Genomic DNA, 12926 nt, shown 5'->3' on the forward strand with positions numbered 1-12926 from the left:
CGTTTCGTCCCCCGAAACCCTTGACAGCCAGGCCGGGAGCGGCAACTTCCGCTCCCGAGGACGGGATTGTGCCCTATCGAGGGCCCTTCGCGCGCACTGGGGTCCAAGTTGTGACCCGCGTGTCGCACTTCTTGTCAGGACCGAACAAATGAATGCTCATTACTGCACAGTTCGAGCAGTAATGAACACTCAACTGCAATCAGGCGCGCAGTGGGTCTCCGGCGGCCAGCAGATCGTGGAAGGCGTCGAACAGCTCCGGCGCGGCCGCGATCGACATCTCGGGCGACACCGGCTCCCCGTGCAGCCCGCCGACCTTCGCTCCGGCCTCGGCGGCGATCAGCGCGCCGGCGCCGTAGTCCCACGGGTTCAGGCCGCGCTCGTAGACCGCGTCCAGCCGGCCGCAGGCGACGTAGCAGAGGTCGATCGCTCCGACCCCGATCCGGCGGATGTCGCGGACCTTGGCAATCAGGTGGGCGACCACCTCGGCCTGGACCTGCCGCCGTACCGGGTCGTATCCGAAGCCGGTACCGACCAGGGCCCGGGACAGCTCGGAGCAGTCCGAGGCCTGGATCGGCTTGCCGTCGAGGAACGCCCCACCGCCGAGCGTCGCCGTGAAGACCTCGCCCTTCGGCGCGTCCACGACCACCCCGGCGACCGTCGTACCGTCGACCTCGACCGCGATGGAGACGGCGTACGTCGGGTGGTCGTAGAGGTAGTTGACCGTGCCGTCGATCGGGTCGACCACCCAGCGCACCCCGCTGGTGCCGACCACGTCGTCGCCCTCCTCGCCGAGGAACGAGTCGTCCGGCCGGGCCTGCAGCACGCGGGCCCGGATCAGCTCCTCGGACTCCCGGTCGACCGCGGTGACGACATCGGTGATCGTGCTCTTGGTGGCGGCGACCGTGATGGTCCCCCGGCGCCGCTCGACGATCAGCGCCGCCGCTTCCTCGGCGACCGTCACAGCGAGCTTCAGCAGGTCTTGGGGGTTCATACAGGTTCCTTTACTGGTCGGCGCAGGGCAGGGCAGCAGTCGTGCCGGCAGTCGTCCCAGGCCGGGCCGAGCTTGCCGACGCACGGCCGCTCCGGCCGCTCGCCGCGCTCGGCGGCGGCCCGCTCGACGACCAGGTCGCGCAACATCGTGACGAACCGCTCGTCGGTCCCGGGCGTGGCCGCCCGGGCCATCGGCAGTCCGAGCTTCTCGGTGGTCGCGGCGGCCTCGGTGTCGAGGTCGTAGATGACCTCCATGTGGTCGCTCACGAACCCGATCGGTACGACGGCCACCCCGGGTACCCCGTCGGCTGCCAGGGCCTCCAGGTGGTCGTTCACGTCCGGCTCAAGCCACGGCACCTGCGGCGGACCGGACCGCGAGCAGTAGACGAGGTCGGTCCGACGGGTCTGCCCGGTACGGCGCTCCAGCTCGGCGTCGATCTCCCCAGCGACGTCCAGGTGCCAGTCGACGTACCCGTTGCCGTCCGGACCGCTGGTGGCGTTCATCGCATTCGGGATCGAGTGGGTGACGTAGGCGATCGCACTGCCCTTTGGGAGCGTGCTGAGCGCGTCGGCGGTCGACTCGACGAACGAGCCGACGAACCCGGGGTGGTTCGCGTAGTGGCGCAGCTTGTCCAGGCGTGGCGCGTCTGGGACCTCGCGGACCGCGTCCTCGAGGTTCTCCCGGTACTGGCGGCAGCCCGAGTACGACGGGTAGGCCGCGGTGACGATCACCACAGCACGCTGGATGCCGTCCGCGGCCATCTCGCGCAGGGTGTCACTCAGGTACGGCGCCCAGTTCCGGTTGCCCCAGTAGATCGGGAGCTCCAGACCGGCCTGGTCGAACGACGCCCGCAGCGCAGCAAGCAGCGCGCGGTTCTGGCCGTTGATCGGGCTCTTGCCGCCGAACGAGTAGTAGTGCTCGCCGACTTCCTTCAGCCGCTCGTCCGGGATCCCCCGGCCCCGGGTCACGTTCTGCAGGAACGGCAGCACGTCTTCGGGAGTCTCGGGTCCCCCGAAGGACAGCAGGAGGACGGCGTCGTACGGGGTCGCATCTGTGGTACCGACGGGCATGCATCCAGTCTCTCAGCCGGAGCGAAACGATGATGCGCGGGGCCGCAGGTCGATGTCAGGCCCAGTGATCGGCGCTGTGTTGGCGAGGCGCTAAGGTGCAACTGCCATGCTGAAGCCTTACCTGCACCTGATGCGCCGACCGGGCGCCGGCGCGTTCTTCAGTGCCGGGGTGCTCGGCCGGATGCCGATCTCGATGACCGGACTCGGTGTCGTCATCCTGATCGCTCGCGAGAGCGGTTCGTACGGTCTGGCCGGCGCAGTCTCCGGTGTGGCCGTCATCGCGGGTGCCCTGACCGGTCCGATCCAGGGCCGGCTGGTCGATCGCTTCGGCCAGCGCCTCTTGCTCATCGTCGGTTCAGTGCTCTGCACGGTCGGTCTGGCCGGACTGCTGATCGCCGTCAAGGCCGACGCCCCGACGTGGGTGCTCTACGCGCTGGCGTTTGTTGCCGGTGGCACCCGTCCGCAGGTCGGTTCGTTCGTCCGCGCCCGCTGGACGCATCTCCTCGGCCGTGGTCGCGCCCTCCAGACCGCGTTCGCACTCGAGGCGGTCGGCGACGAGGTCGTCTTCATCATCGGTCCCGTCGTGGTCACCTTCCTCGCGACCGAGATCAGCCCGTACGCCGGACTCGCCACGGCCGGCGTACTCGGTCTGCTCGGTGGACTCTGGCTCGCGTTCCTGCGCGGCTCTGACCCGCCTGGTCGCGGCAAGGCCAACGGCAAGGAGCAGGCGCCGATGCCGTGGGTGTCGATCGCCCTGCTCAGCCTGATCGGTCTGGGCCTCGGTGCGACGCTCGGTGGCGCTGAGGTGATCACCGTCGCCTTCGCCACACTCAAGGGTCAGGCGAGCATGGCTGGCGTCGTACTGGCCGTCTGGGCGTTCGGCAGCCTGCTGGCTGGCCTCTGGTACGGCTCGGTGCACTGGCGCGCCCCCGTGGAGCGTCGGCTGTTGATCGGCACGATCCTGCTCGCCATCACACTGGCACCACTCCCCTGGGTCAACAGCGTCTGGCTGCTCGGTGTCGTCCTCTTCTGCTGCGGCATGACGATTGCCCCGACCATGGTCGCGGTCACCGCCTGCGTCGAGGAGTGGGTCCCGCCCGAGCGCCTCACCGAGGCAATCACCTGGACCGTCACCGGCATCCTGCTCGGCGTAGCCCCCGGCAACGCCGCCGCCGGCCACGCAGTCGACCTCTGGGGCCCCTCCGACGCCTACTGGGTCCCCGTAGCCGTCGGCATCGCCTGCGCCCTCATAGCCGCCGCCTCCATCACCTTCGCCCGCCCCAAAACCACCTTCGCCCACAACTAACCGGCCTTCTCGCCGCTCCACGCCTTCCCCGCAAAACGTCGTACCGCCCAGGGGTTATTCAAGACCTCTTGTACAACCCCTATTGCGCGGCATCGCCGTACCGAAGAACGGGTAGTAGTCGGCGATCTGGGTGCTCCCCGGCCACCCCCACGCTCCCGGCCGTCACCCCGCCCCCACCACTACCCGCCCGTCGGTACGCCCACCCCGACCTCAACGCCCACGACAGACCCACCCGGGACCGCCCTCAACGACCGCGTTCCCACCCCTGCGCATTTGGCCGGATATCCCCTGAAATTGCCCCTTCTCCCCTCAAAATTTGACCAGAGAAGGGGCAACCTCAACGGATATCCCCTCAAATTGCCGGGGGTCGGCGGGCGCTCGAGGGACGGGGGCGGGGTGCTCGGGAGACGGCGGCGGGGTCCTCGGGGGACGGCGGCGGGGTGCTGGGGGGACGGGGTGGGCTAGTGGGTTCGGGGGAGGGGGGCGTTCCAGCCTCGGCGGATGGCTAGGAGGCGGATGGTGAAGCAGGTGAGGACGGCGGCGTACGAGACCCAGAGGGCGTTGTAGTCGAGGGCCGCGGCGACCACGACGATGGTGGCGCCGAGGAAAGCTGGGGTGGCGTAGATCTCACGGCGGAGTACGACGGGGACGCGGCCGCTGAGCAGGTCGCGGATCACGCCGCCGCCGATGCCGGAGATCGTGCCGAGCAGGGCGGCGGACAGGGGTGACAGGCCGTACGACACCGCCTTCAGCGCGCCGGTCACGCAGAACAGGCCGAGGCCGGCCGCGTCGAAGATGTTCACCAGCCGCTCGAGGCGCTCGATCCCGGGATGCAGGAAGAACGTGATCAGCCCGGCGACGATCGGCACCACGAGATAGCGCCAGTCCTTGAGTGCGGCGGGTGGGGTAGCGCCGATCAGTACGTCGCGGATGAAGCCACCGCCGAGCCCGGTCACCAACGCCAGCACCTGGATCCCGAACACGTCCAACTGCTTGCGAACCCCGACCAGCGCGCCGGTGATCCCGAACACGAAGATGCCCACCAGATCCAGCACGTGCAGAGCCACACCCCCACGCTAAACCACAGGCGCCCAGGTCCCTTGCACCCTTATCGTCTGTGGACATGAGCGGACCACCCGATGTCGATTACCGTGCAACCTCTGAGCGTCCGGCTTGGGCGTTGGTCCCGGCTGACCTGCAGGGGGCTCTGGCTGTTGCCTTGGGCACCGACATTGTGAGTGTGGGCGCGTCGGTGCGGTCCGGGTTCACGGGTGGGTTCGCGGCGCCGGCTCGGCTTGCTGACGGGCGGCGGGTGTTCATCAAGGCGTCGGACAACACACTGCATTCGTACGGCGCTTATCAGCGCGAGGCCGAGATCGTCCCGCAACTGCCGTCGGCGGTACCTGTCCCGCCTATCGTCACCACGGCTCGCACCGACGATTGGTTCGCGGTCGTGTCCGAGTGGGTGGACGCGCGGATGCCCGGAGCGCCATGGACGGCTGAGGACTTCGCCGTGGTCACCGCCACGTGTGAACAGATCGCGGTCGCGCTGGATCCCAGTCCGATCGCCGGGCTGGACACCTTCTTGAAGGATCTCGAGTCCGGTGAGTCGGCCCTGCTGGTGCCGAGTCAGATCCTGTCCGGCGACCGCCCGCTGCCGCGCGGATTGCAGGAGTGGTTGCCACGGATCCTGCCGGAGCTGGCCGACCTGATGAACGCCGTACCGGAGATGCTGACCGGCGACGCCGCCGCCCACGGCGATCTGCGGCCGGACAACCTGTTGATCGACACGACCGGCGCCTGCTGGACGGTGGACTGGAACTGGCTGGCCCACGGACCGCGCTGGATGGACTGGGTCGGCCTGCTCCCGCTCGCCCAGCACCACGGCATCGACACCTTCGCCGCGATCCGCACCAGCCCGCTCACGGCCGACGTACCGGCAGAGCAGCTCGACTGCTTCGTCGCAGTCATCGCGGCGTACATGCTGAAGAACCCTGACAGCCCACCACCGATCGGTACGACGCCCGCGCTGCGGGAGCATCAGCGGCTCTATGCATGGACCTTCCTGGACTGGCTGGCCACGCGACGTGGATGGACCACCTAACGTGGATGTATGACCAAAGCTCCGACCAGCCGGTTCAAGGTCGAGGTGCTCGACGGCGAGCGCACCTCGCGGCGTGAGGACGTCGTCGTCACCGAGGAGCCACTCGAGCTCAGATTCGAGTGGCCCGGCCGCGCACCCGAGCCGCTCGTCGTGACGATGCGGACGCCCGGCGCGGACTTCGAGCTCGCTGCCGGGTTCTGCCTCGGCGAAGGGTTCGCGGTCCGGCCGGACGCGATCCGCACGGTCGCCTATTGCACCGACAACAAGCTCACCCGCGAGCAGCAGTTCAACACCGTCACCATCACCTTCGACGGTCCGCCCGACCGCGAACCACCCCAGCGGTACGGCGTGACGTCGGCCGCGTGCGGGGTGTGTGGTCAGCAGTCCCTCGACGAACTCGCCGAGCGCGACTACGACCCGGTCAACCCCGTCGAGGTCTCGGTTGACGTCGTACGGCGGCTTCCCGATCTGCTCCGCGAAGCTCAGCCCACGTTCTCGCGGACTGGCGGCCTGCACGCGGCCGGTCTGTTCACCGCGGACGGCGACAAGGTCGTCGTACGGGAGGATGTCGGTCGCCACAACGCGGTCGACAAGGTGGTCGGGTGGACCGTGCTCAACCAGCACACGCGACAAGGACTCGTGCTCGCGGTGAGCGGCCGCGTCGGATACGAGATCGTGCAGAAGGCGGTCGCGGCCGGTCTCGGCATGATCGTCGCGGTCGGTGCGCCGTCCAGCCTGGCGGTGGATCTCGCGCGGCGGTTCGGTGTGACGGTCGCGGGCTTCACCCGCGGCGAGCGCTGTGTTGTCTACAGCTACCCGGAGCGGATCATCCGTCCAGCTTGATGAACGTCGCCTTCGGGACGTACTCGTAGCGGTCCGGCATGCAGGTCAGGATGATGACCTGGCCGTGGTCACCGGCGCGGCCGAGCAGTGCACCCATGTCACGCAGCCGGGCCTTGTCGGACCAGCCGAGCGCGTCGTCGAAGATGACTGGCACGCTGCCGTCGCCGGTGCTGACCAGGTGACTGATCGCGAGCCGCGTGATGATCGCCAACTGCTCCTGCGCGCCGGTCGAGAGTGCCTCGATCGGCAACCGCACGCCATCCATCTCGCGCTCCGCGACCGCCAGGTCGTCGTCCAGCCAGACCTTGAACGACGGCCCGTAGACACTGCGTCCCAGCGCCTCGATGCGGGTCTGCAGCGGCTCGGAGTACCGCGTCTGCGCCTCGGCGCGATGCCGGCCCAGCGTCTCGTACACGCGCCGCGCAGCCTCGGCCCGGCGCTGCAAGCTCTCGTGCTCGGTCCGTACGGCGGCCAACTCCAGCTCGGCCACGTCCCGGCGAGTCGCCAGCCCGTCACGGCCGGACTGCTCCAGCCGGCCCTCGGTCGTCCGCAGCGCGTCGCGCAGGGTGTCCCGCTCCCCCTGCATCCGCGTCGCGACCGACAGCGCATCGGCCAGCTCCCCGGCGACTTGATCCGCGCCGGCCGCATCGGCCTGCTCCTGGACCGCGGTCAGCTCCTCAAGCACCGCCTCAACCTCAGCCGTGGCCTCCGTCTCGGCCGCCGTCACCGCGTCGTCGTCGAGCAGCTTCCGTGCAACCGCCAGCGCGTCGACCGCTGCCGCCAACCGCTCTCCCGCGATCTCGGAGCGAGCTCGCGCCTGCTGCGCCTCGGACCGATCCTCGTCCGCCGCCTTCCGCGCCTGCTGCGCCGCGAACTCCGCATCGGTCAGCAGCCGCTCGACCACGCCCAATTCAGTGCGCGCCTCGTCCAGCGCACGCTGTGCAGCGGCCAGGTCATCGACCGGCGGAGGCGGTGGCTCGAAGTCGTCGAACAACGTGTCGAGCGGTGACGCGAACTCCTCGAACAACGACATCTGCCCGGGCACGCCCTCGACGGCCGCCTGCTTCCCGCCGCTCTGCTCGCCGTCCTCCTCGTCGACCCCGAGCCGCGCGGTCAGTACCGCGATCCGCTCCCCCGGGTCCCCGGCGGACGTCAACGACTTCTCGGTACGACGGGCCTCCTGCAACTCGGCCGACGCCGTGTCCGCCTTGCGCAGCTGGTCCCGTGCGGCCGCGACATCCTTCACGCCGGCCTTCTTCAGCAGCTCCTTCTCGCGCCGGACCGCGTCGTCGACCCGAGACCGCAGCGTCGCCGCCTCACCGCCCGCGCGCACCGTCACCTCAAGCTGACCCGGTACGCCGATCGTCAGCTCGCCCGAGACCAGCAGCTCTGCCGACTCGTCGAACCCGAGCTCCTTCGGCATCCGGCCAAGGTTGTTGGATTTCTGGCCAGCTTCGACGCCCTTGCCCGACAACTCGACCGGCTCCGCGCCAAGCCGCCGTACCAGGACTTCCGGTACGCCGGCCGCCAGCGCGGCGCGTGCCTCGACCACCGCGGACCGGGCGTCCTCGAGCGCCGCGACCAACGCGTCGTCGACCTTGATCTTGTCCAGGATCGCCGCGGCCGCCACGATCCGGGCGCGCACGTCGATCAGCTCGCCCTGCTGCCCGAGTAGCCGCTCGAGCTCGGCCTGGTCCATCAGCTGGCTGACCCGCCGCTCGGCGTCCTGCGCGTCGGTACGGCGAATGTCCTTGAGCTCGATCACCTCTGCGAGTGCGGCTTCGGCGGCCTGCACGGTCTCGGTCGCGGCCTTCGCGACCGTGTCCGCATCGGTACGGCGTTCAGCGAGCTCGGCGTCGATCTTGGTGAACCGCTCGACCTCGTCGAGCAGCCGCTCCCGCTCGATCCGCGTGCGGGTGTGGTTCTCCAGCCGGGCTCGAGCTGTCTCGGCCCGGGAGCGGATCGAGTCGCGGCGGAGCAGGATCTCGTCGGTGGCCTGCTTGCGCTGGCGAACCTCCTCGACCGTGCTCAGGTGCTCGCCCAGGCGCGCGTCGACATCGGAGAGGTCGAGGGTCAGCCGCTCGGCCCGGCGGATGTCCTGCTGGACCTCCTCCATCGCCTTCAGCGCCTGCATCGCGGCCAGCTCAGCCGCCGCGACCGCCTTCTCCGACCTCGCGTAGTCGCCGGTCGCCCGGCCGCCGCGCGTCCAGTACCGCAGGTACTCGTGCTCGACGGCACTCACCAACGGCATCGACGCGCCATCGACCGGCGTACCGGACTCGGCCGTGACGGCGGTGATCAGCGGCTCGGCGTCAGCCGGGGTCGGCAGGATCAGCGACTGCCCCTGGCTGACCATCAGGGTCTGCCAGAGCACCGGGTCGACGTACTCGTGGAAGAGCCGCTCGGCCTCGTTGTGCGCCTCGCGTCCGGTCCACGCCGTCCGGCGTCCGTCGGACTCGACAACGGCCAGCTCGGTCGACCGGTTCTTCAACCAGCGCTTGGTGTAAGTGAGCTCGCGACCGCCCAGCGTCAGCTCGGCGGTCACCTCCGGACCGACGTCCTGGCCGACCGGCTGGATGTCGCGGACCCTGGTCGACTTGGAGTCGTCCGGGAAATCGAAGATCAGCGCGAACGCCTCGACCAGGCTGGACTTCCCGACCTCGTTGTCGCCGACGACGACCGTCGTACCGAGGGCGGGCAGGCGAACAGTACGGTCCTTGACGCCGCGGAAGTTCCGCAGCGTCAGAGAGTGCAGCCTCATCCCGCGTCCCGCGCCAATCGGTGCATCAGCGACAACGCGGCACCCGCACCCTCGTCGCCACCGGCCAGCGCCTGCCGCAGCTCCTCCATCGCCGCCCGCGCCGGGCCGCTCAACTGCAGCGCATCCAGATCCGCCGCGTCCGGGGCCGGTCGCACGGTCCAGAACTTCGCCCACCGCTCAACGCTGGCGAACGCCTCACCCTGTACGTCGATCATCGTGTCGAGCCGGCTGAGCAACGGCAATGTGAGTGAGCCGTCGCCGGCCAGCCGCACGTACGTGCGCTCCTTGTCGGGCAGCTCGGCGAACCAGTCTTCGAGCGCGTTGAGCGACTCCTCGTCGAACAGCTCCACGCGGTGATCCACCATGTGCCAGGCGCCGACCCGGATCGGCTCGACCTCGATCTCGCTCTGGCTGACAGTCACCTTCAGCACGTTGCCCGGGTCGGTCTCCTCCGGGGTGGTGACCTCCTGCGTCCCGGAGAACCAGATCCGGTCAGTGACGCGCGTCGTCGAGTGCCGGTCGCCGAGGCCGACGTACTGGACCTTGTTGGCGGCCACTGCGGCCTCGAGTGCCGGCTGGTCGATCGGCGGTACCTCGGACATCCCGCCGCTCAGACTCGTCAACTGCCCGTGCACGAGCAGGATGCGCGTCGTACCGGCTGGTGCTGGGTCCAGCTTGGCGTAGGCCTCCGCGGCGGGGTCGGACGTCGGCCGGCGTGACCGCCAGGGCGCTCCGACAACCTCGACGCCCGGCAGGATCTCGATCGGCGTCGTGTCCGTCAGCACCGTGACGTGCTTCGGCGCATGCGCCTGCCACTGACTCGACGTCCAGAGCGAGCCCGGCTCGAGCGCGTCATGGTTCCCCGGCAACAGGACGACCGGAACCGCGATCCGCTTCAGCGCCTCGCACGCTCGGAGGATCGTCTGCCGCTCCACCTGGTTGTGCTCGAACACATCCCCCGTCACCACCACAAAGGCAGCTCCGGTCTGCTCCGCGACCGCACCGATCCGCGCGACAGCATCCAGGCGGCCCTGCCCCCACCGGGCCTGACCGTCCGGCCCCAGGAACCGGCGCAGCATCCCCAGCTGCCAGTCCGAACTGTGCAGAAACGTGATCGAGTCGTCCATTGCGGTCAGAACGCTAACCCGACCACCCGAAATCCACCCAACCCAACACACCCCAACCCCCCAACCGCCCACACTCCGGACACTCCCACCCCGCAGGTGGGTCAGCCCATCGCGTGGTGGGTGGGCCAACCGCATGCGGTTGGCCCTCCCGCAACCTGGTGGGTTGACCCCAAAGCCGGTTGTTAGCGGGTCGGCGGCGGTATCAAGCGGCCCGGTTGGGTCCGGTTTGCGGAGTGCTGCTGTCGCGGTGGCTGGCGCGCTGTGGCTCCCCAAACCGGTTTGGGGAGAGTTAGCCCGGCCCGAAACGAGATGTGGGGAGGATTTTGCCCCCGAATCGGTCGCATATCCTCCCCACTCTGGTTGGACGCCGACCCGGATCCTCCCCGGGAACCGGTTACGTCCTAAGACACGCCGTACCAGGTGTGCTGTACCAGGCGTGCAGGGCTTCGGACGTCAGCTCGCCCCGCAGGCCGTTTGACACCAACCCTGACCCACTAACTAACTGGCTTTGGGGTTAACCCATGAGGTGGTGGGTTCTAGACCCTCGAGTACGGAACCCACAAGCTGGTGGGCGAACCCATCAGCTGGGAGACAACACAGAAGGTGTTGAGACGGGGTGCAGGGCTGCAGGTGCTCAGGTGGTGCAGGTCATGAGCCGGTTCGGGGCGGGCGGACTGCTCTGGCGGGTTGGAAAACCTGTGTCGGCGCTGGGGCCTGGCGAATAGGGTCGCGGGCATGAGCGAGGGCGACTGGAGGGATGGCGGGTTCAGGCAGCGTCGGCCTTCGGCGGAGACGTTGGACTGGGTCGCGGCGTCGATGGGCGAGGGCAGTCGCGTCGCCGGGTTTCGCCGAATGACTGGTGGCGTCTGCTCTGCCGTGCATAGGGTGAGTGTCGAGCGCCGTGGGGTGCGGACGTTCGTCGTACTGCGGCAGTATCCCGGTGGGCTTGGCCTGCAGGCGGCGTTGGAGAAGGAGGTCGCCAACCTCCGGGTGGTGGCGGGGAGCGCGCTCCCGGTTCCAGAGGTGCTGGCTGCTGATGTTGCTGGTGCGTCGACCGGCGACGCGCCGGCGTTGCTGATGACGCGGTTGCCGGGGCATGTTGAGCTCAGTCCGGCGGATCCTCGGTTGTGGCTGACGAGGATCGCGGAGATCGCCGTCCAGCTGCATTCGCTCGATCTCCCCGCGAAGACGTTGAGACCTTGGACTGATTCCTGGATCGCTCCTCGGGATGGGTTTGAGGTTCCGCTCGGCGCGCGGAGGCCGGCGGTGTGGAGGGCGGCGTTCGATGTAATGGGGGTGGAGCCGCCGAAGGACCCGGCGGTGTTTCTGCACTGCGACCTTCTGCCGGTCAACCTGCTGTGGTCGCGCGGGCGGATCACGGGGCTGACCGACTGGAACAGCATTCATCGGGGCTCGCGCGCGATTGACATCGGGCACTGTCGGCGATTCCTGGCGGCGCTCTACTCGCCCGAGTGGGCCGAGCAGCTTCGGTCGCTGTATGAGTCCATCGCCGGCGTGACTCTCGATCCGTGGTGGGACCTGTATGCCCTGCTGCACTATGACGACAACGGTTCGAAGTGGATCCATGGTCAGGTCGCTGGGCGCCGTCCTGTCGATGTGCCCGGCATGACCTCCCGGGTCGAGGTCGCCATCGAGACAACGCTCCGGCGCCTCGGATAGCTCGGATGGAGAGCGAGCGGCTGCGGCTGCGGGAGTTCACCCCGGCGGACCTCGACCTGTTGGTCGAGCTGGACTCGGATCCAGAGGTGATGCGATTCCTGACAGGGAAGGCGACGCCGCGCGGCGAGATCGCGGACGTCGTGCTGCCCGGGATGCTCCGTGTGTACGGCGAGCATCCGGGGCTGGGGACTTTTGCCGCCGAGGAGAAGTCCGGAGGCGCGTTCGTGGGGTGGTTCGGGCTGCAGCCGACTGCTGACCCCGGGACCGTGGATGTGGGGTATCGGCTGAACCGGGCGGCTTGGGGCAAGGGGTACGCGACCGAGGGGACGCGGATGCTGATCGACTACGCGTTCGGCGAGCTGCAGGTTGAGCGGGTGGTGGCGGACACGATGGCGGTGAATCATCGGTCGCGGGCGGTGATGCGGCGGAGCGGGTTGCGGTTCGCGCGGTTGTGGCATGAGCACTTCGAGGATCCGCTGCCCGGGACCGAGTTCGGTGAGGTCGAGTACGCCATCGACCGCCGTACCTGGGAAGCTGGGCGACGTGCCTGACGAACCGCGCCCGTACGCCGTCCTCGACATCGACGCCACGCTCTCCGACACGAGCAAGCGTGTGCACTTCCTGGAGCGGAAGCCGAAAGACTGGGATTCGTTCTTCGCCGACGCCAAGAACGACGCCGTCCTGGACGAAGGACTGACGGTCGCGACGACCCTGGCGGCCAACCACGAGATCGTCTACCTGACCGGCCGTCCGGAGCGACTGCGGCGGGACACGCTCAAGTGGCTGAAGGACAACGGCTTCCCCGAAGGCACCGTCTACATGCGCCGCAACACCGACCGCCGTCCGGGCGCCCAGATGAAACTCGATCGACTCGAGAAACTCTCCGAGGACCGGCCGGTCGCCGTACTGGTCGATGATGACGTCAAGGTGTGCGCGGTCGCGGAGAAGGCCGGTTACCCGGTGATGAGGGCCGACTGGGGACTCGATGCCGAGACCCAGCCGACCCTCTTCGAGGCCCAGGAGAAAGAGGGCCGCACCTAAGCC

Annotated in this window: 12 protein-coding genes; 6 read left to right on the forward strand and 6 right to left on the reverse strand. The window is 68.8% G+C overall.

What is annotated here, in order from left to right; genetic code table 11:
- Nucleotides 1-199: 199 nt before the first annotated feature.
- Nucleotides 200-991 carry an inositol monophosphatase family protein gene (locus ACFVWG_RS04360; RefSeq protein WP_391541703.1) on the reverse strand — a complete coding sequence of 264 codons (792 nt, stop codon included), beginning with the start codon at nucleotides 989-991 and terminating at the stop codon, nucleotides 200-202.
- Nucleotides 988-2061, reverse strand: coding sequence for a ferrochelatase (locus ACFVWG_RS04365; protein ID WP_391541704.1), 1074 nt, complete (start codon nucleotides 2059-2061; stop codon nucleotides 988-990). Before ACFVWG_RS04365 ends, ACFVWG_RS04360 begins: the two co-directional genes overlap by 4 nt.
- Before the next feature lie 106 nt (nucleotides 2062-2167).
- On the opposite strand from ACFVWG_RS04365, the gene ACFVWG_RS04370 reads away from it, so the two are divergent.
- A complete protein-coding gene (locus ACFVWG_RS04370; RefSeq protein ID WP_391541705.1) occupies nucleotides 2168-3367 on the forward strand; it encodes an MFS transporter in 1200 nt (399 codons plus the stop codon).
- Nucleotides 3368-3828: 461 nt separating this feature from the next.
- Here the strand turns inward: ACFVWG_RS04370 and ACFVWG_RS04375 are convergent, their stop codons facing one another.
- Nucleotides 3829-4434 (reverse strand): trimeric intracellular cation channel family protein, encoded by a 606-nt coding sequence (locus ACFVWG_RS04375; RefSeq protein WP_391541706.1) that lies wholly within the window; start codon nucleotides 4432-4434, stop codon nucleotides 3829-3831.
- A gap of 56 nt (nucleotides 4435-4490) precedes the next feature.
- On the opposite strand from ACFVWG_RS04375, the gene ACFVWG_RS04380 reads away from it, so the two are divergent.
- Together ACFVWG_RS04380 and fdhD are read left to right on the forward strand one after the other, a co-directional pair.
- Nucleotides 4491-5471 (forward strand): phosphotransferase, encoded by a 981-nt coding sequence (locus ACFVWG_RS04380; protein WP_391541707.1) that lies wholly within the window; start codon nucleotides 4491-4493, stop codon nucleotides 5469-5471.
- A 9-nt stretch (nucleotides 5472-5480) separates the two neighbouring features.
- Nucleotides 5481-6314, forward strand: coding sequence for a formate dehydrogenase accessory sulfurtransferase FdhD (gene fdhD, locus ACFVWG_RS04385; protein ID WP_391541708.1), 834 nt, complete (start codon nucleotides 5481-5483; stop codon nucleotides 6312-6314).
- On the opposite strand, the gene ACFVWG_RS04390 is transcribed toward fdhD, so the two are convergent.
- Genes ACFVWG_RS04390 through ACFVWG_RS04400 form a run of 3 tightly spaced genes read right to left on the reverse strand, consistent with a single transcriptional unit; the run spans nucleotide 6298 to nucleotide 10356 of the window.
- Nucleotides 6298-9075 (reverse strand): AAA family ATPase, encoded by a 2778-nt coding sequence (locus ACFVWG_RS04390; RefSeq protein ID WP_391541709.1) that lies wholly within the window; start codon nucleotides 9073-9075, stop codon nucleotides 6298-6300. The two genes, fdhD and ACFVWG_RS04390, sit on opposite strands and share 17 nt — an antisense overlap.
- The gene (locus ACFVWG_RS04395; protein ID WP_391541710.1) at nucleotides 9072-10202 is read right to left on the reverse strand and encodes an exonuclease SbcCD subunit D; all 1131 of its coding nucleotides are present in this window, start codon (nucleotides 10200-10202) and stop codon (nucleotides 9072-9074) included. Before ACFVWG_RS04395 ends, ACFVWG_RS04390 begins: the two co-directional genes overlap by 4 nt.
- A 13-nt stretch (nucleotides 10203-10215) precedes the next feature.
- On the reverse strand, nucleotides 10216-10356 hold the full coding sequence (locus ACFVWG_RS04400) for a rubredoxin (RefSeq protein ID WP_391541711.1): 141 nt from the start codon (nucleotides 10354-10356) through the stop codon (nucleotides 10216-10218).
- 731 nt (nucleotides 10357-11087) lie between these two features.
- Here ACFVWG_RS04400 and ACFVWG_RS04405 point away from each other — a divergent pair.
- The 3 genes from ACFVWG_RS04405 to ACFVWG_RS04415 are packed head-to-tail and all read left to right on the forward strand — an operon-like array spanning nucleotide 11088 to nucleotide 12923.
- A complete protein-coding gene (locus tag ACFVWG_RS04405; protein WP_391541712.1) occupies nucleotides 11088-11882 on the forward strand; it encodes a phosphotransferase family protein in 795 nt (264 codons plus the stop codon).
- A 5-nt stretch (nucleotides 11883-11887) separates the two neighbouring features.
- On the forward strand, nucleotides 11888-12433 hold the full coding sequence (locus ACFVWG_RS04410; protein ID WP_391541713.1) for a GNAT family N-acetyltransferase: 546 nt from the start codon (nucleotides 11888-11890) through the stop codon (nucleotides 12431-12433).
- Nucleotides 12426-12923 carry an HAD family acid phosphatase gene (locus ACFVWG_RS04415; RefSeq protein WP_391541714.1) on the forward strand — a complete coding sequence of 166 codons (498 nt, stop codon included), beginning with the start codon at nucleotides 12426-12428 and terminating at the stop codon, nucleotides 12921-12923. The genes ACFVWG_RS04410 and ACFVWG_RS04415 overlap by 8 nt, the downstream gene beginning before the upstream one ends.
- Nucleotides 12924-12926 lie beyond the last annotated feature (3 nt).

The organism is Kribbella sp. NPDC058245, from assembly GCF_042882005.1.
Lineage (GTDB): Bacteria > Actinomycetota > Actinomycetes > Propionibacteriales > Kribbellaceae > Kribbella.

Coding starts and splice junctions, on each gene's coding strand:
- ACFVWG_RS04370 (WP_391541705.1), top strand. CDS start 2,168: ATGCTGAAGCCTTACCTGCACCTGATGCGCCGACCGGGCGCCGGCGCG.
- ACFVWG_RS04380 (WP_391541707.1), top strand. CDS start 4,491: ATGAGCGGACCACCCGATGTCGATTACCGTGCAACCTCTGAGCGTCCG.
- ACFVWG_RS04395 (WP_391541710.1), bottom strand. CDS start 10,202: ATGGACGACTCGATCACGTTTCTGCACAGTTCGGACTGGCAGCTGGGG.
- ACFVWG_RS04365 (WP_391541704.1), bottom strand. CDS start 2,061: ATGCCCGTCGGTACCACAGATGCGACCCCGTACGACGCCGTCCTCCTG.
- ACFVWG_RS04360 (WP_391541703.1), bottom strand. CDS start 991: ATGAACCCCCAAGACCTGCTGAAGCTCGCTGTGACGGTCGCCGAGGAA.
- fdhD (WP_391541708.1), top strand. CDS start 5,481: ATGACCAAAGCTCCGACCAGCCGGTTCAAGGTCGAGGTGCTCGACGGC.
- ACFVWG_RS04390 (WP_391541709.1), bottom strand. CDS start 9,075: ATGAGGCTGCACTCTCTGACGCTGCGGAACTTCCGCGGCGTCAAGGAC.
- ACFVWG_RS04410 (WP_391541713.1), top strand. CDS start 11,888: ATGGAGAGCGAGCGGCTGCGGCTGCGGGAGTTCACCCCGGCGGACCTC.